This is a genomic window from Sorangium sp. So ce131, from assembly GCF_051519095.1.
Taxonomy (GTDB): Bacteria; Myxococcota_A; Polyangia; order Polyangiales; family Polyangiaceae; genus Sorangium.
In genome coordinates this window covers 6,450,196-6,475,228 of record NZ_CP150455.1, presented here as the reverse complement: position 1 = coordinate 6,475,228, position 25,033 = coordinate 6,450,196, and the positions used below count along the sequence as shown (strand labels likewise).

Here is a 25,033-nt window from a genome sequence, read left to right as displayed (position 1 = left end):
GGTCTCCGGGCGGCGCCTCTCCCGACGGCGGCCGCCGCGCCGGCGGCGGGCCCCGACGAAACGTTGCGCCGCCCGACCAGGCCAGGTACTTCTGGTCGCCATGTCGACCGTGGCGATCTGCGGGACGGGGGCGGGGGCCGGGTTGGCGACGGCGACGGCGGGCGCGAAGGAGCGACAGCCGACGGAGCACGTCTACTATTCGACCACGAAGAGCCTCTGCAAGACGTGCAAGCAGGCGGTCGACGCGAAGATCCAGTTTGCGGGCGGGGCGGTGTACTTCGACAAGTTCTGTCGCGAGCACGGCCACCAGCGGGTGCTCGTCTCCTCCAGCGTCGAGTGGTACCTCGACGCGCTCTCGTTCGTGGCGCCGCACACGCCGCCGCGCGGCGAGATCCACGCCGTGAAGAGCGGCTGTCCCTTCGACTGCGGGCCGTGCGCCTCGCACCAGCAGAAGGTGTACATGCCGGTCGTCCCGATCACGTCGGCGTGCAACCTCGACTGCCCCATCTGCTACACGGTGAACAAGAACGAGGGGGCGCACCAGCTGACCGAGGGCGAGTTCGCCGCGATCCTCGGCCACCTCCGCGCGCAGCACGACGAGATCGACATCATCAATTTCACGGGCGGCGAGCCGACGATGCACCCCGAGCTCCCGCGGCTGCTCCGGATGGCGTCCGAGGCGGGCATCCGGCGCCTCACCATCTCGACCAACGGCCTCCGGCTGAGGAACGAGGACTACGTGCGCGAGCTCGCCGCCGCCCGGGCGCGCATCGTCCTGTCGCTCGACACCTTCGATCCCGAGGTCGACCAGCGGATGCTCGGCGCCAACACGGTGAGGGCCAAGCTCGAGGCGCTCGACCTCCTGGAGAAGCACGACGTCACGACGACGCTCCTGCCCGCGGTCGCGGCCGGCCTGAACGACAAGGACGTGGGCAAGCTCTTCGACCGGATGATGGCGAAGCCGAACATCGTGTCGCTCGAGCTCCACACGCTCACGTTCACGGGCCAGGGCGGCGCCGGGTTCGACCGCACGGCGCGCATCACCACGCCGGATCTGCACCGGCTGCTCGAGGAGCACACCGGCGGCGCCATCGCGGCGCGCGACTTCGTGCCGTCGCCGCTCGCCCACCCGCACTGCTATTCGATCTGCTACCTGCTCGCGCTCGACGGCGGCGGGTTCGTGCCGTTCGCGCGCTTCATCGGCAGGGCGAAGCTCTTCGAGCTGCTCGGGGAGTCCCTCTACATCCAGCCGCGCGAGGAGGTCGAGGAGGCGCTGCGCACCGCCATGGACGAGCTCTGGGCCGATCCGGACCGGCTGCCCGAGAGCGAGGCGCTGCTCCGGACGCTGCGGCGCCTGCTCAAGGAGATGTTCCCGCCGGGCAAGCCCCTGGCCATGGAGCAGCGCCAGAAGATCGCCGAGCGCGCGACCAAGGCGATCTACATCCACTCGCACATGGACGAGGAGAGCTTCGACGTCGCCCGCGTGATGAAGTGCAGCATCGGCGTGCCGGAGGTCGACGGCAGCAACATCCCGACCTGCTCGTACAACGTGCTTTACCGCGAGAACGACGCGCGCTTCGCCGACCCCGACATGCTCGCCCGCATGGGGCGGACGGCGCCGCACCCGCTGCTCGCGCCGGACCCGACGCCGGCCGGCAAGCGCTCCCTCCCGCTCCTCAAGGTGCCGTCATGACCACGAAGCTCCCCCTGGTCGACCGCAGGTTCACGTTCACACCGGGCGCGCAGGACCGCGAGGTCTTCCACTCCTTCTCGCGGGGGCTGTGCCCGCAGTGCAAGCGGGCCGTCGACGGGGTGAGGATCCTGCGCGGCGGCAAGGTGTACCTGCGCAAGCAGTGCCCGCAGCACGGGCAGAGCGAGGCGCTCATCTCCGGCGACGCGGACTGGTTCCTCCGGTCGCTCACCTACGTGAAGGAGGGCTCGCGGCCGCTCCAGTACGCGACGGCGGTCGAGCGCGGCTGCCCGGACGACTGCGGCCTCTGCCCGGACCACGAGCAGCACTCCTGCCTGCCGATCATCGAGATCACGAACCATTGCAACCTCGAGTGCCCCATCTGCATCGTGCAGAACCGGCACAACTACAACATGACGCGCGAGGAGTTCGGGCGCGTGCTCGACGGCATCGTGGCCAAGGAGGGGACGCTCGAGACGATCAACCTCTCCGGCGGCGAGCCGACGCTCCACCCCGAGTTCCTCGAGCTGCTCGACATGGCCCGGGCGAAGACCGAGATCGCGCGGGTCTCCATCTCGACGAACGGCCTCCGCTGCGCGAGCGACTACGCGTTCTGCGAGGAGCTCGCCCGGCGCAAGGTGTACGTGAGCCTCCAGCTCGACGCGCTCAGCAACCCGGCCCTGCGCGTGCTGCGCGGCGGCGGGGACCAGGCCGCCGCGCGGGAGAAGGCGCTCGCCAACCTGAAGCGGGCCGGCGTGCGCACCACGCTCGTGTCGACCGTGGCCCGCGGCGTGAACGACGACCGCATCGGCGACTGCATCCGGCTGCTCTACGAGAACGACTTCATCCTGTCGCTGACGTTCCAGCCCGCGGCCTACACCGGGTACGGCGGCGCCCACTTCGCCCCGCACGATCCGCTCGACGTCATGACCATCCCCGACGTCGTCCGCGCGGCCGAGGAGCAGACCGGGCTGCTCAAGAAGAGCGACTTCCTGCCGCTGCCGTGCTCCCACCCGAGCTGCTTCGCGCTCACCTACCTGCTCAAGGTCGACGGCGAGTTCATCCCGTTCCCGAGGTTCCTCGAGCTCGACCGCTACCTCGAGCTCCTGGCGAACCGCGGCACCATCCGCCCCGACGACCAGTTCGAGGGCGCCCTGCGCGACGCGATCGACCAGATGTGGACGAGCTCCGGCCAGGTGCCCGACTGCGACCGGATCCTCGGCGTGCTGCGCAAGGCGATCTTCCTCATGTACCCCGAGGAGCGCGCCCTCGAGCTAGAGGAGCGGCTGCACATCGGCGAGGGGCTGGTGAAGACCGTCTTCATCCACGCCTTCATGGACGTGCACACCTTCGAGGTCGACCGCATCAAGAAGTGCTGCACCCACTACGCGCTCCCCGACGGGCGGCTCATGCCCGGCTGCGCGTACAACAACCTCTACCGCGACCGGGACCCTCGCTACACCGGGCCGGTCGGCGAGCCGCAGATCTGGGGCAAGACGTGAGCGGGCTGCTCGCCGGGAAACGCGTGATCGTGACCGGCGGCGGGCGCGGCCTCGGCCGGGAGATCTGCGCGACGTTCGCGCGCCACGGGGCCCGGGTGGCCTTCACCTACACGAAGAGCGAGGAGGGCGCGCGGCGCCTCTGCGAGGAGCTCGCGGCGGCCGGCGCGGAGGCGCGCGCGTTCCGCGCGAGCGTGCTCGACGCGGGCGAGACGCGCGTGGTGGTGCGCGCGGTCGAGGAGGCGTGGGGCGGGGTCGACGTGCTCGTGAACAACGCGGGCATATCGCAGAACCTGCCGCTCGCGCTGCTCGAGGAGCAGGACTTCGATCACGTGCTCGACCTGAACCTCAAGGGCGCGTACCTCACCGCGCGCGAGGTGCTCCGGTCGATGATCCGCAAGAAGCGCGGGGTCGTGCTCAACATCGGGTCGCTCGCCGGCGTGCGGATGATCGACGCGCCCATCCACTACTGCGCGAGCAAGGCCGGCCTGAAGGGGATGACCGAGGCGATGGCCAAGGAGGTCGCGCGCCACGGGATCCGCGTGCTCTGCCTCGCGCCCGGGCTGCTCGAGGACGGCGTCGGCCGCAACCTGCCCGAGCACCGCCTGGCCGACTACCTGAAGCACAACGCGCTCGGCCGCGTCGGCACCTTGCGCGAGGTCGCCGAGCTCGCCGCGTTCCTCGTGTCCGATCGCAACGGCTACATGACCGGCGCCACGGTGCTGGCCGACGGGGGCGTGTGACGGCCGGCGCCGCGGCGGAGCGGCCGCGCCGATGCGTGGTCTTCGGCGGCTCGGGCACGGTCGGGCGCGCGCTCGTCGCGGAGCTCGCGCGCGCGGGGGCGCGCGTGGCGTTCACGTACCGGCAAGGGCGCGAAATTGCTGAGGAATTGACGCGAACCCACCCGGGGGTGACCGCGGTCGAGGTCGACCTCGCAGATCCGCGCGCGGCGGCGGAGGCCGCGGACGGGCTCGCGCGCAGGCTCGGGGGCGTGGACGCGTTCGTGCACTGCGCGGTGCGGTCGTCCTCGCTCGAGCCGCCGGCGTTCGAGGCGCTCGAGGGCGTCTCGCTGGACGGGTTCGCCGGCGTGCTCGCGGTGAACGTGACCAGCGCCTTCGCGGCCGCGCGGAGCCTGCTGCCGCACTTCGATCGCGGCGGGAACGTCGTCCTGTTCGGGTCGGTCGACGGGATCAAGCCGGTGCGGTCGCCGGTCCCCTACGCGGTCTCGAAGGCGGCGCTCTCCGGGCTCGCGCTCAGCCTCGCCAAGCCGCTCGGCGAGCGCGGGGTGCGCGTGAACCTGGTCGCGCCCGGCGTGCTCGAGGCGGGCGCGTCGCGCACGCTGCCGGACGATCTGCGCCGCGAGTACCTGAAGCACTGCGGCCTGCGTCGCCTCGGCAAGGTCGACGAGGTGGCGGCGCTCGCCGCGTGGCTCGCGCTCGAGAACACCTACGTGACCGGCCAGACCCTGGTGGTCGACGGGGGGCTCTGATGGCGGCGCCCCCGGCGCGGCTCACGGTGCTGGGCGGCCTCGCCGCGGTCGCGTTCCTCGTGCACGGGGGGAACCACGTGCGGCGGGGCTCGCCGTACGACCTGCTCTGGATGTGCAACGTCGCGCCGCTGCTGCTCGCCGCCGGCTGCTTCCTCGCGCGGCCGGGGCTCGCCGCGGTCGCGGCGCTGTGGCTCGCGTTCGGCACGCCGATGTGGGCGCTCGACGTGGCGACGGGCAGCGGCGTCATCCTGACGACGTTCCTGCCGCACGTGCTCTGCCCGATCGTCGCCGCGCTCGCGGTGCGGGAGCTCGGGCTGCCGCGGCTCGCCTGGCTGAAGGCGACGGCGGCGATGCTCGCCCTCGTCGCGCTGACGCGCGCGGTGACGCCCCCCGGGCCGAACGTGAACCTCGCCCACCGCGTGTGGGCGGGCTGGGAGGCGACGTTCCCGCGCTACGACCAGTACTTCGCCCTGATGCTCGCCGGGTCGGCGCTCACGTTCTTCGCCGTGGACCGCGCGCTCGCCGCGTGGCTCCGGCCGCCGCGCCGGGCCGCCGCGGGCGACATGGCCGGGAGGGCCAGCACCCCCTGATGCGTTACATCCTCCTCGACCGGATCACCTTCGTCGAGCCCGGCCGCATCGCGCGCGGGCTCAAGGCCGTGACGTTGACCGACGAGGTCCTGCACGACCATTTCCCCGACTACCCGATCTACCCGGGGGCGCTGCTCGTCGAGGCGGCGGCGCAGCTCGCGGGGTTCCTCGTCGAGGTGACGGAGAACAAACCGTCCGAGGAGCCGCGGCGGGCGCTGCTCGCGCAGATCGACCGGGCGAAGTTCTACCGCGCGGCGCAGCCCGGGGACAGCGTGGAGCTCTTCGCGGAGCTGTCGCAGTCGCTCGACGCCGCGGCGAAGCTCTCGGTCGGCGCGGACGTCCGCGGGGAGCGGTGCATGCGGGCGACGCTGACGTTCGTGCTGAAGGCGGTCGCGTCGGAGCGGGTGCACGCGCAGCGCCGCTACCTCTACGCGCTCTGGACGCGCGAGCTGCCGGAGAAGGTGTGGCTGCCGTGACGACGCTCGTGACCGGCCTGGCGTCCGTCGTGCTCGCGCCCGGCGAGCCGTGTGACCCGGCGCCGTTCCTCCGCGAGAAGAAGAGCAAGAAGTACCTCGGGCTCCAGGACGCGCTCGCGGTGGTGAGCGCGGGGCGGGCGCTCGCGTCGGCGGGCCTCGCGGGCGCGCTGCCGGGGGCGCCGAGCGCGTCGAGCGCGCCGAGCGCGTCGAGCGCGTTGCCGGCCTCGCCGGCCGCGCTGCCAGGCGAACGCACGGGGCTCTACCTCGCGGTGGGGTACATCCCGTTCCTGGAGCGCGACATCGCGCCGGTGCTCGAGGGGTCGCTCGACGAGCGCGGCGACTTCAGCCCCGCGCGCTTCGGCGCCGAGGGGTACACGCGCGCGCACCCGCTGCTCGCGTTCCGCTGCCTGCCCAACATGCCGGCCTACCACGTCGCCGCGAACTTCGGCGTGGAGGGGCCGTACGCCGTGCTCTACCCGAGCGCGGGGCAGCTCTACCTCGCGCTCGAGGAGGCGGTGCAGGCGCTCGCGCGGGGCGAGGTCGACGTGGCGCTCGTCGTCGGGGTGGCGCACCAGCGCAACTACCTGGTCGAGCACCACATGCGGCGCATCGACGGGCCGGTCCCGCCCGATCAGCTGTTCGACGCGTCGGCCGCGGTCGTCCTGGAGCGCGAGGACCACGCGGCGCTGCGAGGGGCGAGGGGGATGGGCGAGCTCGCGTCGCTCGCGGTCGGGTACACGCCGTTCAATCCGCTCGCCGGCGCGCCGGCGAAGCGGGAGACCGTCGCGCTCGCGCGCGCATCGACCGGGGGCGGCGCCGCGGCAGGAGAGGCGGGCGGGGCGCTCGATCCGGCGGCGCCGAGCGACGCGGAGCTCGGGCCCGCGGCGCCGATCGACGTGGAGCTCGGGCCCGCGTCGCCCCTCGTCGCGCTCGCGCGCGCGTGGCAGGGCGGCGCCGTCGAGCTCGTCCACCACCTCGAGGGGCGCGACGGCATCACCGCCGAGAGCCGCTGGATCCGGAGGGCGTCGTGACCGCGCGCCACACCGTGGTCGTGACGGGCATCGGCCTCGTGTCGCCGCTCGGCGACCACGTCGACACGTTCGGAGACGCGCTGCTCGCCGGAAAGAGCGGCGTAAGTCAAATCACTTTGTTCGACGCGTCGACGTTGCCGACGCGCATCGCCGGGCAGGCGCCGCTGCCGGCCGAGGTGCCGCTCGGCGACCGCAAGATCGCGTTCGCGCTCGCGGCGGCGCGGAGCGCGGTCGAGGCGTCGGGGCTGCCCCTCGACGGCGGCGCGCCGCGCGCGGACGCGGGCGTCAGCATGGGGGTCGGCCTCGAGCTCTTCAACATGGACCACCTCGCGGCGGCCCGGCGCCCGGGGTTCGCGCTGCCGGAGGGCACCGCCGCGCGGCTCGGGTTCATGCAGACGCCGGCGGAGGTGTGCGTGCACGCGATCAGCCACCGGTTCGGGCTCGCAGCGCCGCCGCTCGTGCACGTCTCGGCCTGCGCCGCGGGGACCGACGCGGTGGGCGCGGCGTACCGGCTCGTGGCGACGGGGCGCCGCCGCGTCGCGCTCGCGGGCGGCACCGACTCGATGATCAACCCGCTCGGCGTCGCGGGGTTCTGCGCCCTGCAGGCCACGAGCATTCGCAACGACCGGCCCGAGACCGCGTCGCGCCCGTTCGACCGGACGCGCGACGGGTTCGTGATGGGGGAGGGGGCGGCCGTGCTCGTGCTCGAGCGGCTCGAGGACGCGCGGGCCCGCGGCGCGCGGGTGCTCGCGGAGGTCGCGGGGTACGGGAGCAGCTTCGACGCGTACAAGATCAGCGATCCGCACCCCGAGGGGCGCGGCGCGTTCCTGGCCATGTCGCGCGCGCTCGCCGACGCGGGGATCGGCCCGGACGAGGTCGACGCGATCAACGCCCACGGGACGGGCACGCCGAAGAACGATCCCGCCGAGACGCTCGCGATCAAGCGGCTCCTGGGCGAGCGGGCGCGCCGCGTCCCGGTCTCCGCGACCAAGTCGATGATCGGCCACCTGATCTCGGCCTCCGGCGCGGTCGAGGCGGCGGCCGCGATCGTGTGCATGCTCCGCGGCGCGGTCCACCCGACGATCAACCTCCACGAGCCGGACCCGGAGTGCGACCTCGACTACGTGCCGAACGAGGCGCGCGAGCACCGCCAGCGCCACGTGCTCTCGAGCTCGTACGGGTTCGGCGGGCACAACGCGGCGATCGTGCTCCGCCACCCGGAGGCGATCCGCGCGTGAGCCCGCTGCTCGAGGGCAAACGTGTCGTGGTGACGGGCGCGAGCCGCGGGCTGGGCCGGGCGATCGCGATCGCGTGCGCGCGGGAGGGCGCGGCGGGCGTCGGGATCGGGTACCGGGCGCGGGCGGGCGAGGCGGAGGAGGTCGCGCGCGTGGTCGAAGCGCAGCGCGGCGGGCGCGCGCTCGCGCTCGGCTTCGATGTGGCGGACGCGGCGGCGGTCGCGGCGGCGGTCGAGCGGTTCGAGGCCGAGGTGGGCCCGATCGACGGCTGGGTGAACAACGCCGGGGCCGTCCTGCCGGGGCTGCTCGTGGCGAGCGACGTGGAGCAGCTCCGGGCGCAGCTCGAGACGAACCTGCTCGGCCCGATGGTGTGCGCCCGCGCCGTGCTGCCGGGCATGATGCGGCGGCGGCGCGGCGTCCTGCTCAACGTGAGCTCGGTCGCGGCGGCGCGCCCCGCCCGCGGCCAGGCGGCGTATGCGGCGGCGAAGGGGGGGATCGAGGCGCTCACGCGCGCGCTCGCGGTCGAGTACGCGAGGAAGGGCGTGCGCGTGGCCTGCCTGCGGCCCGGCGCGATCGACACCGACATGCTGGCCGCGACGCGCGCGCTCGCCGGCGAGGAGGTCGTCGCCCGCGTGCCGCAGCGGCGGATCGCGGCGCCGGACGAGGTCGCGGGGTACGCGGCGTTCCTGCTGAGCGACCGCGCGGCGTACGTCACCGGCGCGGTGGCGACGGTCGACGGGGGCTACGAGGTCGGATGACGCTCGACGAGCTCCTGCGCTCCCGCCGCAGCGTGCGCAGCTTCCGCCCCGATCCGCCGCCGGACGAGGTCGTCGAGCGGCTGATCGAGCTCGCCGTGACCGCGCCGTCGGCGAGCAACAAGCAGCCGTGGCGGTTCGTGGTCGTGAAGCGGCCGGAGGTGATCGCGGCGATGGCGGGCGCCGTGCGCGAGGCGGCGGCGACGGTGGCGGAGCACGTGCCGCCGGACAGCCAGGAGGCCTTCGCGGCCTACGGCGACTACTTCACGCGGTTCGAGGGGGCGCCGGTCGTGATCGCGCCGATCTTCCGGGGGCACACGGTCCTCTCCAACCTGGTCGCGCCGTCGCTGCCGGCGGAGCTCCACGAGGCGGTGGTGGCCCTGGAGCGCGACTCGGGGCTCGTCGGGGCGTCGCTCGCGCTGATGAGCTTGCTGCTCGCGGCGCACGACGCCGGCCTGGGCGCGTCGGCGATGACCGGGCCGCTGCTCGCCGCGCGGCGGCTCAAGGAGATCCTCGGCGTGCCCGCGAGCTGGGGTATCGTCGCGCTCGTGGCGCTCGGCTACGCGGCCGGCGAGCCGAGGCCCACGGAGCGCAAGGCCGGGAGCAAGGTCACGAGGTGGATTCGATGACGGACGCAGCCAGGGTGGACATCCCGCCCCACGTGGTCGAGGCAGTGAAGCGCTGCATCGTGGAGAGCCTCGCCGTGGACCCCGGCGGGGTCGCGCTCGAGAGCCGCCTCATCGACGACCTCGGCGCCGACTCGCTCGATTTCGTCGACATCGTGTTCATGGTCGACCACGAGCTCAACATCCGCGCGCGAGAGAGCGAGTTCAACTTCATCACGCGCCTCGATTTCTCGTCGCCCGAGGTGATGAAGGAGGGCTTCCTCACGGAGGCGGTGGTGAGCCGGCTCGAGGGCTGGCTCCCGGCGCTCGCGGCGGTGGAGGACAGGGCGCGGGTGACGCCGCGGCAGCTGTTCTCGCTGATCACCGTCGAGGCGATCTGCATCGTGGCGGCGCGGCGGCTCGCGGCCCCCGCGCCGCCCGCGGAGGCGTGAGAGGCGGCCCGATGCCCGGCGAGCGACCCCCCGAACGACCCCCCGTGCCGCAGCTCCCCGGCGGCCCCGATCCGACGCAGCCGGTGCCGCGATCCCCGGTGGAGGGCGTGGATCTCGCCGCCTACGCCCGCGTCTCCGCCGAGCTCGCCGAGGCGCCCGCCGAGAGGGCCCGCGTGCTCTCCTCGCACGGGCTCGACGAGATCCGCTGGATGGACGTCGAGACGACGTGGCTCCTCCGCGTCGCGACCGCCGCGATGCAGGGGGATCTCTCGCTCGGGCAGGAGCTCGACCGTGCCTACGCCGCGGCGCAGGCGGCGCTCGGCCCGTCGGAGCCGACGAGGCCGCTCGAGGACTACGCCCGCCTCGCGGCGCGCATCGAGGCGGGCGAGCCTCCCGGCGTCGTGCTCGCGGGCGCCGGGCTCTCGCTCGCCGCCTACGCCCGGCTTCAGCGCGCCTGGACGGCGCGCCTCGCGGCCGACCCGGCGCTCGCGCGGACCTACCGCGCGATGGTGGCCGCGGCGCGGCCCGCGCCGGACGCGCCCAGGTAAGCCGCGGCCGCCGCGCGGGGGCCGGCGCGGCGCTCACCGGCCGCGTCCGTCAGACCTCGACCTCCTCCGCCGGCGGCGAGAGCGCCTGCAGCACCTCGAAGAACCGCCTGGCCTGCTCCGGGTCGGCCGCCATCGCGCGCGCGAAATGGCGGGAGAGGCGGAGGTAATCGGCGGTGGACAGCCCGCGCGCCGCGAGCGGCGGCGCCGGCGAGCCGGCCGCCTGGACGGCGGCGACCAGCGCCGCGTAGCCCTCGACGTCCATGGCCGGCAGCGGCTTGAGCGCGTCCTGCGCCTTCGAGAAGGCGTCCGAGTAGACGAGGGGGATACGCGCGCGCTCGGCGTGGTCCATCACGTCGTCGCCCATGCGCTGCACCCAGTAGAGCGTCACCTCGTTCCACTGCGCTTCCGTGAGCCCGCGCGCCTCGAGCACGCGCGCGAGCGCGCGGTCGCCCTCGGCGATCTCGGCGGAGATCTGCGCGTGATCGAACAGCGTCACGCCGTGCGGCGCGCCGCGCTCCGCCGTCTGCTGGTCGTCCTCGTCCCTGCCTTGCGCCGGCACCCGGGCATCGTCGCCGCCCTCACGGCCCCTGTCCAGCCCGCGGGAGCGGCGCCGTCCGCGCCGACGCGCTCAGGGCGCCACCGTGAACTGCAGATCGGGCGACATGGCGTTGAGCTCGTCGAGGACGACCTGGATATGGCGGCCGCGCACCTGACGGCCGATGTTCATCAGGCTGTCGGTGTCGGGCAGGTGCGCGTGGCCCGCATTGTATTCATCGTCCACCGGCACCGCGCTGCCGGCGCCCGTCGGCAGCGTGTGCCCGAACTCGTGCGGTATGGTGTAGAACCGGTTCCTCGCTTGATTCGCGGCGTTCCCGACCGCGTGCGGGATGCCGTCGAGGTGATCGAGGTGGATCTGGCGCGCGCCGAAATCGACCCAGCTCCGCGGCGAGGGGGTCCCTGGTGGGACCTTCCTTACGTTGACTGTCCAGTGCCCCCCGGAGAGGACCCACCGGACGTCGAACTCGACGGGAAGGTCGCGCGATGGATTGGCGAGCGGGTGCGCGCCCGTCGGCCGGACCCGGACGCGACGGCTCCACGTGCCCCAGACGTGCCTGTCGACGGTATCGTGGAACCGCCGCCGTTCCCGCAGGGTCCACGGCCGGGCCCCGGGGTCGATCTGCCAGACATAACGCCACTCTTCCTGCACGAAGATGTGTCCGGTTCGGGTATCGAGATCGATGACTCCCCAGAGCGCGCGGCGGACGATGTGGCCCATGGCGACCATCGATGGTAGCGCCTGCCGTGGTTCCAGGTCGATTGCCGCGGGGCGCGCCCTGCGCCCCCGGCCTCGGCCGAATTGTAACGGCGCGGGGGAACACGGGAAACCGGCGTCCACCATCCGCCTGTGGCGTCGCGCCGCCCTGGAAATGTTTCGGGATGAAACGTACCGCTGCCGGCGTCCTGCGCTTCGTTCGAGGGGTGCGTGGCGGCGCGCGCCTCGTGTATCCTCGGGTGGGTAGAGCCGGGGGCGAGGCGTCTTCAGGACTCGGGAGGACCGCATGACGGGGCAAGCGAAGCGGGCGGCGACGGTGCGAGTTATCGACGTTCCTCCTCGGCCGCCGGCCGCGGTGGCGGGCGAGCCGGCCGCGGACCCGCCTCCCGCGTCGCAGGAGCAGCCGGCGGCCGCCGGGCTCGTGGCCGCGCGGCTCGTCGCCTTCGACGCGCAGGGCCGCACGGCGCGGCTCTCGCTCGGCGGCGCCGAGATCGAGGCGGCGCTCGACGGCGCGCTCTCGCCGGCCGTGCTCGCCACGGCGCTGGTCCGCGGCGAGCGGCTCGTGGTGCAGCGCGAGGGCGAGGGCTGGGTCGTGCTCGGCGCCCTGCGCACCGCGCCCACGCCTGGCGTCGACGAGGGGGACGAGTTCCTCATCAAGGCGCGCCGCGTGCTCGTCGCCGCGGAGCACGAGTTTGCGATCGCGAGCGGCGCGGCGAGCCTCGTCGTCCGCGCCCAGGGGCTCATCGAGACCATCGCGCACGACATCACGGCGCGGGCCTCGGGCATCCACAAGATCGTCGGCCGCATCATCCGGCTCAACTGAGGAAGGCCGTGGAGCAGCTCCTCTCGCTCTCCCTCGAGTGCAGCGCGATCCCGGCCGGCCTCGCCGCGACCGCCGCGGTCGTCGTCGAGTCCATCTCGCAGCCGACGCACGCCACCGTCGAGCTCGTCGGCCCCGACGACCTCGACCTCGAGCGGCCCGTCGGCGAAAAGGCCCACCTCGCCCTCTCCATCGACGGCGCTCCGGTGCGCCATTTCCACCTCGTCGTGTCCGCGGTGCGGCTCGACGGCGTGCAGCACGGCCACACGCGGCGCTATTCCGTCGAGCTCGTCCACGAGTTATGGCTCCTGTCCCTGCGCAGCGACGTGCGCATGTTCCAGGAGAAGGACGCGAAGGAGATCGTGTCCGAGGTGCTCGTGGGCGCCGGCATCCCCGACGGCGACGTGGCGTGGTCGCTGCAACGCACGCCCGGCAAGCGCACGTATTGCGTCCAGTACCGCGAGACGGACCTGAACTTCGCCTCGCGGCTGCTCGAGCACGAGGGCATTCATTACTTCATCCACGACGACGGCGGCGGCACACATGTCACCTTCGCCGACGCGCAATCGAGCTTCCCGCCCATCGAGGGGGTAGCGTTATGGCCCATCGTCGAGGGGCGGGAGCACGGCGCCGGGGTGCTCGATTTCGAGCTGGAGACGGTCGCGACGCCGGAATCGGCGGCCGTCGGGGATTACAACTTCGAGACGCCGCAGATCGAGCTCACGTCCTCGCACGCCGGCGCGGCGTCGCCGCGCGGGGAGCGCTTCGAGTACGCCGCCGGCCACAGGACGCCGGACGAGGGCGCGGCGCTCGCGAAGATCCGGTGCGAGGAGCTCCTCGCCCGGGCCCGCGTCGGCACCGGCCACAGCGATCGCTGGACGTTCCGCGCCGGCTCGTGGTTCGAGCTCGAGGGCACGGCCGGCGCGCACCTGTCGCAGAAATACCTGCTCACCGCCGTGCGGCACGAGATCGTCGGCCGCGGGCTCGACGGCGACGACAGGCGCTCTTACCAGAACCGCTTCACCGCCATCCCGCACGCGACCACGTTCCGCGTGCCGCGGACCGCCGCGCGCCCGCGGCTCAGGGGCGCGCATTCCGCGGTCACCACGGGGCCCGGCGGCGAGATCCACACCGACAAGCTCGGCCGCATGAAGGGCAAGTTCTTCTGGGACCGCCTCGGGAAGGACGACGACACGAGCTCGTGCTGGATGCGCGTCGCCCAGCTCCCCATCGGCGGGTCCATGGCCCTCGCGCGGATGACCTGGGAGATGTCGATCGTCTATTTCGACGGCGATCCCGACCGGCCCATCGCGGTGAGCCGGATGTACAACGCCGAGAAGACGTCGCCCTACGGCTATCCGGCCGCGAAGACGCGGATGGCGCTCCAGACCGCGTCGAGCCCGGCGAGCGGCAAATCCAACGAGATCCGGATGGAGGACGGCGGCGGCGGGCAGGAGTTCTTCGTCAACGCGTCGAAGGACTTCGACGGGCAGACGAACAACAACAAGACCGAGAAGGTGGGCGTCGACGAGCAGGTGGAGGTGGGCGTCGACGAGGAGATCACGATCGGCGCGAGCCAGACCGTGTCGATCGGCGCGAACCAGACCGCCACCGTGGGGGCCGACCAGGGCATCCAGATCAAGAGCGATCGCACGGTGTCGATCGGGGCGTCCGAGAGCGTGTCGGTGAGCGGCAACATCAGCCAGCTCATCGCGGGCAGCGACACCGAGACGACGGGCGGCAGCCACACGACGCTCGCCGCGCTCGGCATCGACAAGACGGCCACGTCGAGCTACGCGCTCACGGTCGGCGGCTCGATGATCTCCGCGGCCGGAATGGGCGTGTCGGTCGCGGTGGCGGGCGCCAAATCCGAGACGGTCGGCGGCGCGAAGATCACCGCGTCGGGCAGCTCCGTCACCGAGTCCGTCGTCGGCGCCTACGCTGCGACGGTCGGCGGCGCGTGTGTGCACGCCGCGGCCGCGAACCGGGTCGGCGGCACGAAGGGCCCCGCGGCGGTGACCGTCGGCGGCCTGGCCGCGATGAACGCCGCGGGCAAGGTCGCGATCAACGCGAAGAAGATCAACATCCTCGTCGGCGGGGTGGCGAACCTGCTCGGCGGCGGCGGCGTGCTGACGCTGACGCCCGCCTCGGCGAGCTTCGCGGGCCTCATCACCCTCGACGCCTCGGGGAGCATCAAGATCTCCGGCAACCCCAACCTGGTGGGCTGATGGCGCGCGTCGTCGAGCTCTCGGTGGACGGCGCCGCGCTCGAGGTCGCGCGGCTCGTGGGCACCATCGCGCTCTCCTGCCCCTACGAGCTCTCGGCCGAGGTGTCCACCCGCGACGGCGCGCCGCTCCCCGGCGATCTCCTGGGCAAGCCCTACGAGCTCGTGCTCACCGACGGCTTCGGCGCGGCGCTGCCCGTCCGCGGCGTGGTCCTCTCCGCCGTCCGCCACGTCGGCGACCTCGTGGGGGGCGCGCGGATCGAGCTCACGCTGGGCTCGCCCGTCGCGCCGCTCACGGTCGGGCGCGACAGCCGCGTGTTCCAGGAGATGACCGTCGTCGATATCGTCAAGAAGGTCCTCGAGCGCGGCGAGGTGGCCGACGTCGAATGGCGCACGAGCGCGTCGTACGCGACGCGGCCGTACACCGCGCAATACCGGGAGAGCGACTGGGACTTCGTCGAGCGGCTCCTCGAGGAGGAGGGCATCTATTACTGGTTCGAGCACGAGGGCGGCGCGACGAAGCTCGTCCTCGGCGACGACTCGACCTCGGCGGCGCCGATCGACGGCGGCGCGGAGCTCTCGTTCCGGGACGACGCGCTGCTGGTCGAGACCGAGGGCGCGGTGTACCGGGTGACGAAGCGCGCCGCCGTGGCCCACGAGGCGGTGCGCCTCCGCGATTACAACTTCGAGAAGCCGCGCCTCCGCCTCGACGAGAAGGCCGGCAGCGGCGCGCGCGAGCTCTACGACTTCCCCGGGCGGTTCGGCGTGCCGAGCGACGGCAAGCGCCGCGCGCAGGTCCGGCTGGAGGAGCTGCGCGCGCGCCGCGTCGTCGTCGCGGGCGAGACGTCGACGACGCGGCTGCGCGTCGGCCGCACCTTCGATCTCGCGGAGCACCCGGTGGAGGGGCTCGACGGCAGCTACCTCGTCGAGCGCGTCACCTACATCGTCTCGGACCAGCGCGGCGTGTCCGCGGGCGAGAACGAGCCGGTCCGCCTCTCGTGGGTCGCGATCCCGAAGGCGACGCCGTACCGCGCGCCGCGCCGCGGGCCGGTCACGCGCGATCCGGCCGGCCCGGAGACCGGCGTCGTCGTGGGCGCGCCGGGGGAGGAGATCTACCCCGACAAATCCGGCCGCGTCCGCGTGCAGTTCTACTGGGATCGCGAGGGCCAGCGCGACGACAAGGCGTCGACGTGGATGCGCGTCGGCCAGTTCGCGCTCGGCGGCTCGATGGTCCTGCCGCGCGTCGGCTGGGACGTGCTCGCGCACCACGTCGAGGGCGACATCGATTTCCCCTACGTGAGCGGGCACCTCTACGACGGGCAGTTCCCCGTCCCGTACAGCCTGCCCGAGAACAAGACGCGGACCGCGTGGCAGACCGCGACCACGCCGGGCGGCGGCTCGTCGAACGAGATCCGGTTCGAGGACAAGAAGGGCAGCGAGGAGATCTTCATCAACGCGTCGAAGGACATGAACGTCGTCGTCGGCGACAACAAGATGGAGAAGGTCGGCGTCGATCTGGAGGAGACGATCGGCGCGAACCTGGACGCCAAGGTCGGCTCGAACCGCAAGGTCGGCGTCAAGACGAACCAGGACGTGACCATCGGGGGCGCGGAGTCGCTCACGGTGTCGGGCGGCAGGTCGGTGGTCGTCGGCGGCTCCGAGACGACGACGGTGGGCGCCTCGCGCAGCGTCACCGCGATCATGGGGTCGAGCCTCGACGCGAAGGGGGGCCGCACGGTGTCGATCGGCGGGACGATGATGGCGATCTCCGCGCTCGGCGTGAACCGCCTCGTGCTCGGCACCGCGAACGTCACCGTGGGCGGCGCGTGGGTCAGCGCCGCGGCGACGGGGCTCGCCTACCTGACGGGCGGCGCGTGCGCCGAGACGGTCGGCGGCGCCAAGATCAACGCGGGCGCCGCCGGGTGCGCCGTCTCGGTGAAGGGCGCGGCCGCCGAGACGGTCGGCGGCGCCTACGTGATCGCCGCCGGGGCGAACGTGGGCGAGAGCGCGACGTCGCGGCTCGCCTTCACGGTCGGCGGCGCGATGCTGGCCAACGCGCCGACGATCGAGGTCGAGGCCGAGAGCGAGATCTCGGTCCGCGTCGGGGGGGCGTCGCTCACGATCAAGCCGTCGAGCGTCGAGGTCAAGGCGCCCGCGATCGCCGCGCCCGGCGCGACGATCACGAAGAAGGCCTCGAAGATCGAGCACAACGGATGAGCGACGCGATCTCCCTCCACCAGGCGTTCTTCGCGACCGACGGGCTGCCGCCGGAGCTCGCGCGCGTGCGCAGCATCGTCGCCCACGAGGGGCTGAGCTTCTCGTACCAGATCGAGGTCGAGCTCGAGCTCTCCGCGCCGGACGTCGATCCCGGCGGCTGGATCGGCGCGGGCGCGACGGCGATCGTCGCGCCCGGCGAGGGCGGCGCGCCGCGGCTCTTCTGCGGCGTCGTGACGCGCGTGCGCGAGCGGGCGAGCCGCAGCGAGGCGCACCGGATCGCGGTCACGCTCGAGTCGCCGCTCGCGGTCCTCCGGTGGACCACGGATCACCGCATCTTCCAGGAGCAGACGACGCAGGAGATCGTGACGACGCTGCTCGAGGAGCGGGGCCTCGACGCGTCGCGCTGCCGCTGGCGGCTCTCGGGCAGCTACCCGAAGCGCGAGGTGTGCACGCAGTTCGGCGAGGACACGTTCACCTTCGTCTCGCGCGTCCTCGAGGAGGACGGCATCTTCTATTTCCACGAGCACGGCGACGACGGCGCGATCGTCGTCTTCGGCGACTCGAGCGCGGCCTACAGCAAGACGCAGCCGTCCGCGGAGGTGCCGTTCCGGCAGGAGAGCGGGCTCACCTCGGGCTACGCCGTCACCGCCCTCGCGCTGTTCGAGCGCGTCCGCCCGGCCAAGGTGACGCTCCGGGATCACGACTTCAAGCGGCCCGCGCTCGATCTCGAGGCCACGGCGAGCGGCAAGGCGCCGCTCGGCCGCGAGCATTACGACTACCCCGGCCGCTACGTCGATCCCGCGGAGGGCGCGCGGCGCGCGAGGATCCGCCTCGAGGCGCTCGAGGCCGCGTCGCAGGGCGCGCGGGGCGCGAGCACCGTGACCTCGCTGGCGCCGGGCCACACCGTGGAGATCACGGGCGTGCCGGAGCAGGCGCTCGAGGGCGAGTGGGTCGTCCGCGAGATCGAGCACGTCTGGGAGGACACGCCCGCGGCGGGCCCCTCGCCCGAGACGGGCTCCTACAGGAACCAGTTCCACCTCCTGCCGAAGGACCTCGCGTTCCGGCCGCCCGCGTCGGCGCCGGAGTGCGACGTGCCGGGGCCGCAACTCGCGACCGTGACCGGCCCGGCGGGGGAGGAGATCCACACCGACACGTTCGGGCGGGTCAAGGTGCAGTTCCCCTGGGACCGGCGCGGCAACGGCGACGAGAAGAGCTCGTGCTGGGTGCGCGTCGCGCAGATGCACTCGAGCGGATCGGTGGCGATCCCGCGCGTCGGCTGGGAGGTCGTCGTCGATTTCGAGGGCGGCGACCCGGACCGGCCGATCGTCGTCGGCCGCGTCTACAACGGCAGGTACGGCCCGCCGTACAAGCTGCCCGACAGCAAGACGCAATCGGCGCTGCAGTCATCCTCGAGCCCCGGCGGCGGGGGTCACAACGAGATCCGCATGGAGGACGGCGGGGGCGGCGAGCACGTCCATGTCCACGCGGAGAAGGATCTCAACGTCGTCGTCGCGAACAACAAGACGGAGAAGGTCGCGAACGTCGCGACGCTCGGCGTGGGCTCGAACCACAAGCAGACGGTGGGCGCGAACGCCACGTTCGACGTCGGCGCGCAGGAGGACGTCGAGATCGGCGGATCGCAGACGATCGCGGTCGGCGGGTCGCGGACCGAGGCCGTGAGCAGCGACGAGAAGGTGGACATCAAGGGATCGCGCTCGCTCACGATCGGCGGCAGCCACACGACGATGACGCCCATGTCGGTCAGCGCGAGCACGCCGGCGTCGTTCAGCGAGACGGTCGGCGGCAGCGCCATCGAGGCGGCCGCGCTCGGGGTGGGGATGGCCGTCGCCGGCGTCACCAGCGTCACCGTGGGCGGCGCCGAGATCGCGGCGTGCGCGACCGGCGCGAGCTCGTTCACGCTCGGCGCGCACGCGACCACCGTGGGGGGCGCGTTCATCTCGGCGAGCGGCAAGGACGTCGCGATCAACGTCGGCGGCGCCAAGGCCACGACCGTCGGCGGCGTGTGGGCGGCGCAGGCCGGCGGCGATATCGCCATCTCGAGCGGCTCGACGCTCAACATCACCGTCGGCGGCGCGCTGTCGATGAACGCCGCCTCCATCGCGCTCAAGGTCGGCGGATCCAACGTGACGATCTCCGCCGGCTCGGTCGTCATCAAATCATCCACGATCAAGCTCACCGCGACCGGACCTCAGCCCGAGCTTGCCCCCATGGTGGCGGACAAGTAGCGGTGAGGCCTCCGCCGCGCCCTCGCACGGACCTCGAACGAAGATGCCTCTCTTGAACCAGAACAAGATGTGCGCGAGCGTCGCCTCGGTCCACACCTCGGTCGCGTCGGGGCCGCTCGACATCTGCAAGACACCGACGCCCGGCGGCCCCGTCCCCATGCCGTACCCGAACGTGGCCGTCTCCTCGACGATGGGCCCGGGTTACACGACGAAGACGCTCAGCATCGCCACGCCGATGTGGACGAAGAAGGGGAAGAGCGCGCTCTCCAACGGGGATCAGCCGGGCGTCGCGCTGGGCGTCGTCAGCAACAAGATCATGGGGATGGTCGCCATCCTGATGGCGTCGACCGACGTGGAGGCCGAGGGCGGCGGCGTCGTGCGGACCGGCGACAAGTCGAACGGGAACATCTGAGATGGCCGTTCAGACCCCTGAGCAGCTCGTCCACGGCGGCGGCGGGCTCGCGGCGTCGGGCCTCAAGGACGTGATCTGCCAGGCGTTCCGCGAGGCGGTCGACGAGCATTGCTCGAAGCCGAAGGGGGAGCGCGGGTCGTTCAACAACAAGTTCTACGACAAGCTCCGGCGCCGCAATCCCGAGCTGGCGGGCCGCATCCAGCGCGAGGTGCCCGTCGTGTTCGGCGGGGCCGCCGGGTCGACCGGCCAGCTCGCGGCGAACCTGACGAACGCGCCCGGCCCGGCCGGGGCCGCGGCGAACGCGGTCCTCGCCGCGCACCAGTCGGGCGTGCGCGCCCTGGCGGGGCCCGGCGCGACCGCGGTGACCGGCGCGCTCGCGAACCCCCGCATCCCGGCCGGCCCGTGGGGGATCCTCGGCCTCGCCGCGATGGAGGGCCTGCGCCGGGGCGCGCCGCTGTACGACCGCCTCAAGTTCGCGCTCTTCCGGCTTATGAACCGGGGCGTCCGGGTGAAGTTCCCGGACGGGCTCATCGGCCGGCAGGTGATCGAGATCAAGGGCCCTGGCGACACGATGAGCAAGGGACAAGCGAAGGACTATCAGGCGTTCAGCAGGCCCGACCCGCCGATCGTGCCGAGCTGCGAGTCGTGTGCTCCGGCCAACTGCGTGAACAAGAAGACCGCCAACGGGGGATGCAAATGACGCGGCCGCGGCGCCCGGGGCCCGAGGGGCGGCCTGGCCGGCCCTTGACGGGGTGAGCGCCGCGATCGAGATCCGCCACGCGAGAGGTAACGGTGCCAGTTCTCTATGACATGGAGTTCGCCGCGGGCGGGTTGCTCGTCGCGTACCGCGCGAGCCCCGAGCCGCAGGAGCTCCTCATCGAGGTGGCGACGGAGGGCACGGCCGAGTTCCCGATGTCGGTCGCGTCGCTCCGCGCGCTGATCGAGGCGATCAACCGCGGCGCCGCGGGCGGGGCTGTCTTCGATCCCCTGCTCGGCGCGGCCGAGCGCGTCGCCGGGCCCTGGGACGACGGCGGCGTCCTCGGTCCGTCGTACCGCTGGACGCTGCGCGTCGCCGGCGTCGCGCCGCTCTTCCTCCGCAACATGGTCGAGGAGCTCCGGCGCGCGGGCGCGGACCGCCCGGTGACGCGGATGAGCCTCCTCGGGTCGCTGCCGCTCGACGGCAGCGCGATGTCGGTCCGCGAGGGGCTCGTGCGCTCGTGGCTCGACGACCGCTCGACGTACCTCGAGGCGTGGCCTCACCGCGAGTTCCCGGTGAACGTCGAGCCGGCCGATCACGTCGCCAACCTGCGCGTCGAGCTCGCCGCCGCGATCACCCCCGCGATCCGCAGCGAGCTCGAGGCGACGAGCGTGTGGTGGCTCAACTGCATCCGGAACTACGTCTCGGAGGACGGGCTCGAGGTCGTCATGAATCCATCGAAGACGTTGCCCATGTTCGGATCGAGCCGCACCGAGTTCCGGGCCCATTACGCCGAGTTCCTCTACAAGCGCGCTCCGGCGCGCGCGATCCTGGAGAACCTCCTTTACCGCTTCCACCGGACCGTCGCGCCCATCGCGCGCGTCGCGCTGCACCTATGAGCCACGACGCAGCTCCGGAGCCGCTCGCGCGGCTCGCCGACAGGACGCCGATCGTCTACGGGGCGCTCGGCGCGGTCTTCCACCTCGAGCGGCTCGCCGCGGAGGACGAGGCGCGGCTCGACGAGGTGAACGACCTGGTGTGGGGCTGGATCGGCCCCGCGCTGGCGCACGTGTCGCTCTCGTGCGCCGAGCGCCCCGAGCCCGTCCGGCGCGCGCACCTCGATTACATCGCGACCCATTGCGCGAACCTCGGGGTCGCCCCGGTGCCCGGCGGGGGGCCGGAAGATCAGAAGATCTCCGCCCACCTCGTGCGGCTCGGGCGGGACGAGATGTCGGTCGTGTGCAGCGGGGCGCGCGACCCGTTCGAGGCGTCCCCGTACTCGTACCGCTTCTGGGCCGAGATCGGCGATCTGCCGGAGGGCTCGGACGCGCGGAGCCTGCCGGCCCACGCCGTGCTGCACCTGACCGTGCCGGAGACGTGGCCGCTCGCGGACTTCCACGCGCGGATCTGCGCCATCGCGGCGAAGCTCCGGCTCCGCTGGGGCGCCGCGGGATACACGTTCTCCGACTGCGAGGCGCAGAACTCCCAGGCGCCGGCGGCCGCGATCTACGCGCACGCGCGCAGGTACTGGGGGTATGACGTGGCGGAGTACGTCCGGCTCACCGAGGCGTTCTACCGGCGGATCCGAACGGTAAGCTGGCTTACATGGCTCGGGCCCTCGATGCTCGACGAGCTGCGGGCCCGGGGCGGCCTCGGGGCGCCGCGCCTGTCGACCTGGGTGGCCTCGGGCGACGGGGTGTTGATCCAGGCGGGCGGCGCGCCCGAGCGCGGCGACGTGAACCGGCGACAGGTGCCGCCGGCCTACCGGGAGGTCGACGCGCTGGTGCGCCCGCTCCGCGCCGCGAGCGGCGCCGATCTGCCGTTCTTCGCGCCCTGGGACGAGGGCTCGATCGAGCGCTGGCTCCGCCGCTTCGAGGTCGCCTCCGGGCCATGATCCGCATCATCAACCAGACCCCGGGCCAGCACCTCGCGGTCCCGGTCAAGACGAAGGAGGGGCGCGATCGGCTCGCGGTGATCGTCAAGATCACGTTCCGCGTGGACGCGCGCGGCGGCGTGGCGATCGATCCGGAGGGGCCCGCGCCGTACCTGGCCGACGAGTTCAACGGCCCGGACGCGGCCAAGGCGAGCATCCGGAAGCCGTCCGATCTGTTCGACGAGAAGCCCGGGACCGACGTGCTGCTGATCGGGCACGCCCACGCGCGCTCTCCGGGGCAGGTGAAACACGTCGACGTGTCGCTGCGGATGGGCCCCATCGCGAAGACGGTCCGCGCGTTCGGCCAGCGCGCGTGGAGCCTCGGCGCGATGGGCGGGCTCACGCCGGGGCCGGCGCAGCCCATCGTCGAGCCGGTCCCGCTGCTGTACGAGCTCGCGTGGGGCGGCCTCGATCTCTCCGACCCGGAGCGGCCGTTCGGGGAGCCGAGGAACACCATCGGCCGCGGCGCCGTGCGCGACGCGCGCTCGCTCGTCGATCAGCCGGCCGCGCAGATCGAGGATCCGGCGCACCCGATCGGGGGCCGCCACAACGTGCCGGCCGGCCTCGGCGCCATCCATCGCCACTGGCAGCCTCGCGCCTCGTATGCGGGGACGTACGGCGCGGAATGGATGGAGACGAAGATGCCGCTCCTGCCGGATGACTTCGACAATCGATTCCACGTCTGCGTGCCCGAGGACCAGTGGTCGCCGGCGCCGCTGCGGGGCGATGAGCCGATCGAGATCACCGGCGCGACCCCGGGCGGCCGGTGGGCGTTCGCGCTGCCGCGCGTGCACCTCGGGTTCACGAGCTTCGCGCTCGGCGCCCGCGCCGAGCACCGCACGCACCTCGATACCGTGCTGATCGACGCCGACGCGATGCGCGTCGAGCTCACGTGGCGCGCGGCGATTCCTTTGCCCAGGAAGTACGAGATGTTAGAGTGGGTCCATGTGGTCCATAAGCGGGTGGTGTGAACGCCGCGGGCCGCGTGGGATGCCGTCGGGACCGGGACGAGGGGCGAGGAGGAGGAGCGTGGGATGGCGCTCGTGAACACGGCGGACGCTGCGGGCGTCGAGGCCGCCTGGCGCGATTTTCTGGCGAACGACGTCACCGTGCAGGCGTTCGGCGCGGCGACGAGCCGCCGCCGGCTGCTCGGCGAGGCGCCGCTCTCGCGCACGGTGCACGTGGCGCTCTCCGGGGAGGGCCAGGACGCGCGCGCGGCCGCCGACAAGCTCGCGGAGACGGTCGTCGCGTGGGACTCGTTCGTGCTCCTGCAGGGCCTGGTCGGGACGGCGTTCACGCGCCAGGGCCGGTACGACGACGCGCTCCGCGTCCACCTGACCGCGCTGCGCCTCACGCCGCGGTGGCACCCCACGTCGGTCTATCGCGTGCTCGATGCCGTCGCCGACGATCTCGTGCACCTCGGCCGCTTCGAGGAGGCCGTGCGCTTCGCCGAGCGCGCGCTCGAGTGGGATCCCACCAACCCGGAGGCGCTCCTGACGCTCGGCGTGGCGCTGGCCAAGGCGGGCGATCGCGGCCGCGCGGGCGGCGTCCTCGGGTACCTCACGTCCTCGGGCTACTCGGAGGGGTTCCTCCGCGCGCTGACCGGCGCGCTCGGCGGGGAGGGGGACAAGGCACAGCCGTACGCGCCGGACCTCGCGAAGGTCCCCGCGCTGTCGGACGACGCGTGGCTGCGCTTCTGCGCGGTGAACGCGCTGAACCCGTTCACCGAGGGCGAGGAGCAGCGGCGGGCGCACGCGGTCGCCTGCCTCGCCCGCGGCCGGCACGACTACGCGCTGTTCGCCACGCGTCAGGCGCCGAAGTGGGTCACGGACGACTCGCCGATCGACGGGCGCGTCGCCCGCGCCTGGGCCAAGGCGCGCGAGGCGGCGATCACGTCGCTGGGCGCGGGGCGGGGCGCCGTCGACGAGCTCGCGCGCAAGCAGGACGGGCAGTTCGGGGACGAGTCGGAGGAGCGGTTCGGGTTCGCCGACGCGTGCGTCGAGCGCGGCGAGGCCGAGCCGCTCGCCGCGATGCTCCTCGATCCGAGCCGGGACGTCGTGCTCTACGCGGCGCGCGCCCTCGTCAAGCTCGGCCGCACGGACCACGCGCCGCTCATCGAGGCGATGGCCGCCGGGGAGGCGGCGCTCGGGTGGGACGACCTGCCGTCGGCCACGAAGGTGCTCTCGGCGATGAAACGCGCGGGCGGCGGCGCGAAGAAGAAGCCGGCCGCGAAGGGGCAGGCCGCGCCGCTCCGCGGGCGCGCGCTCGTCGAGAAGGTGATCGAGGCGATCGCGGGCACGGCCGCGATCCCGGACCCGCAGCCGGTCCCCGCGGCGAAGCTCAAGAAGCTCACGTTCCCCTCCAAGAAGCGGCTGTCGCCGGGCCTCGCGGCGTTCCTCGAGTTCGACGCGAGCTTCCTCCGGCTGTTCAAGGATCCGGCGTCGCCCCGGTTCTCGCCGAGGACGCTCCGGCAGATCGCGGCGGACGAGCTCGACCCGATGCTCGCGGCCATGTTCGAGGGCATCGAGGAGGCGCTGCCCGGGGAGGCTTACCTCCTCGGCGCGCAGGACGGCGAGTCGCGCGACATCCTCTACGTCGGCGAGCCCGACGCGGCGGGCGAGTACCCGGTGCTCGAGATGCGCACGGATCCGCCCGAGATCCGCCTCGCTTACCCCGGCGTCGACGTCTACCTCGCGCACCTCTTCGAGGTCGTCCCGTTCGATCCGGACAAGAACCCCGAGGACGCGCGCGCCCTCAAGGGGCATCGCAAGCTCGACCTGGGCAGGTGGTCCGAGCCGCTCGAGTGACGCGGATCCCGCGCGGCGCGCCCGCGGCGGCGCG

At 73.0% G+C, this 25,033-nt stretch carries 24 protein-coding genes; 22 read left to right on the top strand and 2 right to left on the bottom strand.

The window, feature by feature from the left end; genetic code table 11:
* The first annotated feature begins 100 nt into the window (after positions 1-100).
* From WMF43_RS23625 to WMF43_RS23570, 12 genes are read left to right on the top strand one after another with little or no spacing between them, the layout of a single operon-like run.
* Positions 101-1,693 carry a radical SAM protein gene (locus WMF43_RS23625; RefSeq protein ID WP_437683388.1) on the top strand — a complete coding sequence of 531 codons (1,593 nt, stop codon included), beginning with the start codon at positions 101-103 and terminating at the stop codon, positions 1,691-1,693.
* Positions 1,690-3,192 (top strand): radical SAM protein, encoded by a 1,503-nt coding sequence (locus tag WMF43_RS23620; protein WP_437683387.1) that lies wholly within the window; start codon positions 1,690-1,692, stop codon positions 3,190-3,192. The genes WMF43_RS23625 and WMF43_RS23620 overlap by 4 nt, the downstream gene beginning before the upstream one ends.
* Positions 3,189-3,932, top strand: a complete 744-nt coding sequence (locus tag WMF43_RS23615) for an SDR family NAD(P)-dependent oxidoreductase (RefSeq protein ID WP_437683386.1) — start codon at positions 3,189-3,191, stop codon at positions 3,930-3,932. Before WMF43_RS23620 ends, WMF43_RS23615 begins: the two co-directional genes overlap by 4 nt.
* On the top strand, positions 3,929-4,678 hold the full coding sequence (locus WMF43_RS23610) for an SDR family NAD(P)-dependent oxidoreductase (RefSeq protein WP_437683385.1): 750 nt from the start codon (positions 3,929-3,931) through the stop codon (positions 4,676-4,678). The genes WMF43_RS23615 and WMF43_RS23610 overlap by 4 nt, the downstream gene beginning before the upstream one ends.
* Entirely contained in the window at positions 4,678-5,268 is a 591-nt protein-coding gene (locus WMF43_RS23605; RefSeq protein WP_437683384.1) for a hypothetical protein, read from the top strand. The genes WMF43_RS23610 and WMF43_RS23605 overlap by 1 nt, the downstream gene beginning before the upstream one ends.
* Complete coding sequence (locus WMF43_RS23600; RefSeq protein WP_437683383.1) at positions 5,268-5,744, top strand: 3-hydroxyacyl-ACP dehydratase FabZ family protein; 477 nt, start codon at positions 5,268-5,270, stop codon at positions 5,742-5,744. Before WMF43_RS23605 ends, WMF43_RS23600 begins: the two co-directional genes overlap by 1 nt.
* Entirely contained in the window at positions 5,741-6,775 is a 1,035-nt protein-coding gene (locus WMF43_RS23595; RefSeq protein WP_437683382.1) for a beta-ketoacyl synthase N-terminal-like domain-containing protein, read from the top strand. Before WMF43_RS23600 ends, WMF43_RS23595 begins: the two co-directional genes overlap by 4 nt.
* Positions 6,772-8,013, top strand: a complete 1,242-nt coding sequence (locus tag WMF43_RS23590) for a beta-ketoacyl-[acyl-carrier-protein] synthase family protein (protein ID WP_437683381.1) — start codon at positions 6,772-6,774, stop codon at positions 8,011-8,013. The genes WMF43_RS23595 and WMF43_RS23590 overlap by 4 nt, the downstream gene beginning before the upstream one ends.
* On the top strand, positions 8,010-8,768 hold the full coding sequence (locus WMF43_RS23585) for an SDR family NAD(P)-dependent oxidoreductase (RefSeq protein WP_437683380.1): 759 nt from the start codon (positions 8,010-8,012) through the stop codon (positions 8,766-8,768). Before WMF43_RS23590 ends, WMF43_RS23585 begins: the two co-directional genes overlap by 4 nt.
* Positions 8,765-9,394 carry a nitroreductase family protein gene (locus tag WMF43_RS23580; protein ID WP_437683379.1) on the top strand — a complete coding sequence of 210 codons (630 nt, stop codon included), beginning with the start codon at positions 8,765-8,767 and terminating at the stop codon, positions 9,392-9,394. Before WMF43_RS23585 ends, WMF43_RS23580 begins: the two co-directional genes overlap by 4 nt.
* Complete coding sequence (locus WMF43_RS23575) at positions 9,391-9,822, top strand: phosphopantetheine-binding protein (RefSeq protein ID WP_437683378.1); 432 nt, start codon at positions 9,391-9,393, stop codon at positions 9,820-9,822. The genes WMF43_RS23580 and WMF43_RS23575 overlap by 4 nt, the downstream gene beginning before the upstream one ends.
* 44 nt (positions 9,823-9,866) lie before the next feature.
* Complete coding sequence (locus WMF43_RS23570) at positions 9,867-10,370, top strand: hypothetical protein (protein ID WP_437683377.1); 504 nt, start codon at positions 9,867-9,869, stop codon at positions 10,368-10,370.
* Positions 10,371-10,419: 49 nt separating this feature from the next.
* Here WMF43_RS23570 and WMF43_RS23565 read toward each other — a convergent pair whose 3' ends face one another.
* Positions 10,420-10,929 carry a hypothetical protein gene (locus tag WMF43_RS23565; RefSeq protein ID WP_437683376.1) on the bottom strand — a complete coding sequence of 170 codons (510 nt, stop codon included), beginning with the start codon at positions 10,927-10,929 and terminating at the stop codon, positions 10,420-10,422.
* 69 nt (positions 10,930-10,998) lie between these two features.
* The gene (locus tag WMF43_RS23560; protein WP_437683375.1) at positions 10,999-11,646 is read right to left on the bottom strand and encodes a hypothetical protein; all 648 of its coding nucleotides are present in this window, start codon (positions 11,644-11,646) and stop codon (positions 10,999-11,001) included.
* 283 nt (positions 11,647-11,929) lie between these two features.
* Between WMF43_RS23560 and WMF43_RS23555 the strand changes: the two genes are divergently transcribed.
* From WMF43_RS23555 to WMF43_RS23510, 10 genes are all read left to right on the top strand, one after another.
* Positions 11,930-12,466 carry a hypothetical protein gene (locus WMF43_RS23555; protein ID WP_437683374.1) on the top strand — a complete coding sequence of 179 codons (537 nt, stop codon included), beginning with the start codon at positions 11,930-11,932 and terminating at the stop codon, positions 12,464-12,466.
* An 8-nt stretch (positions 12,467-12,474) separates the two neighbouring features.
* The gene (locus WMF43_RS23550) at positions 12,475-14,691 is read left to right on the top strand and encodes a type VI secretion system Vgr family protein (RefSeq protein ID WP_437683373.1); all 2,217 of its coding nucleotides are present in this window, start codon (positions 12,475-12,477) and stop codon (positions 14,689-14,691) included.
* Complete coding sequence (locus WMF43_RS23545) at positions 14,691-16,904, top strand: type VI secretion system Vgr family protein (protein WP_437683372.1); 2,214 nt, start codon at positions 14,691-14,693, stop codon at positions 16,902-16,904. Before WMF43_RS23550 ends, WMF43_RS23545 begins: the two co-directional genes overlap by 1 nt.
* A complete protein-coding gene (locus WMF43_RS23540) occupies positions 16,901-19,150 on the top strand; it encodes a type VI secretion system Vgr family protein (protein ID WP_437683371.1) in 2,250 nt (749 codons plus the stop codon). Before WMF43_RS23545 ends, WMF43_RS23540 begins: the two co-directional genes overlap by 4 nt.
* A 52-nt stretch (positions 19,151-19,202) precedes the next feature.
* Entirely contained in the window at positions 19,203-19,562 is a 360-nt protein-coding gene (locus WMF43_RS23535; protein ID WP_437683370.1) for a PAAR-like domain-containing protein, read from the top strand.
* A 1-nt stretch (position 19,563) separates the two neighbouring features.
* Positions 19,564-20,262, top strand: coding sequence for a hypothetical protein (locus tag WMF43_RS23530; RefSeq protein ID WP_437683369.1), 699 nt, complete (start codon positions 19,564-19,566; stop codon positions 20,260-20,262).
* 92 nt (positions 20,263-20,354) lie between these two features.
* A complete protein-coding gene (locus tag WMF43_RS23525) occupies positions 20,355-21,158 on the top strand; it encodes a hypothetical protein (RefSeq protein WP_437683368.1) in 804 nt (267 codons plus the stop codon).
* Entirely contained in the window at positions 21,155-22,153 is a 999-nt protein-coding gene (locus WMF43_RS23520) for a type VI immunity family protein (RefSeq protein ID WP_437683367.1), read from the top strand. Before WMF43_RS23525 ends, WMF43_RS23520 begins: the two co-directional genes overlap by 4 nt.
* Positions 22,150-23,163 carry a DUF2169 family type VI secretion system accessory protein gene (locus WMF43_RS23515; protein WP_437683366.1) on the top strand — a complete coding sequence of 338 codons (1,014 nt, stop codon included), beginning with the start codon at positions 22,150-22,152 and terminating at the stop codon, positions 23,161-23,163. Before WMF43_RS23520 ends, WMF43_RS23515 begins: the two co-directional genes overlap by 4 nt.
* Before the next feature lie 63 nt (positions 23,164-23,226).
* Positions 23,227-24,999, top strand: a complete 1,773-nt coding sequence (locus tag WMF43_RS23510) for a tetratricopeptide repeat protein (RefSeq protein WP_437683365.1) — start codon at positions 23,227-23,229, stop codon at positions 24,997-24,999.
* Positions 25,000-25,033: the final 34 nt, after the last annotated feature.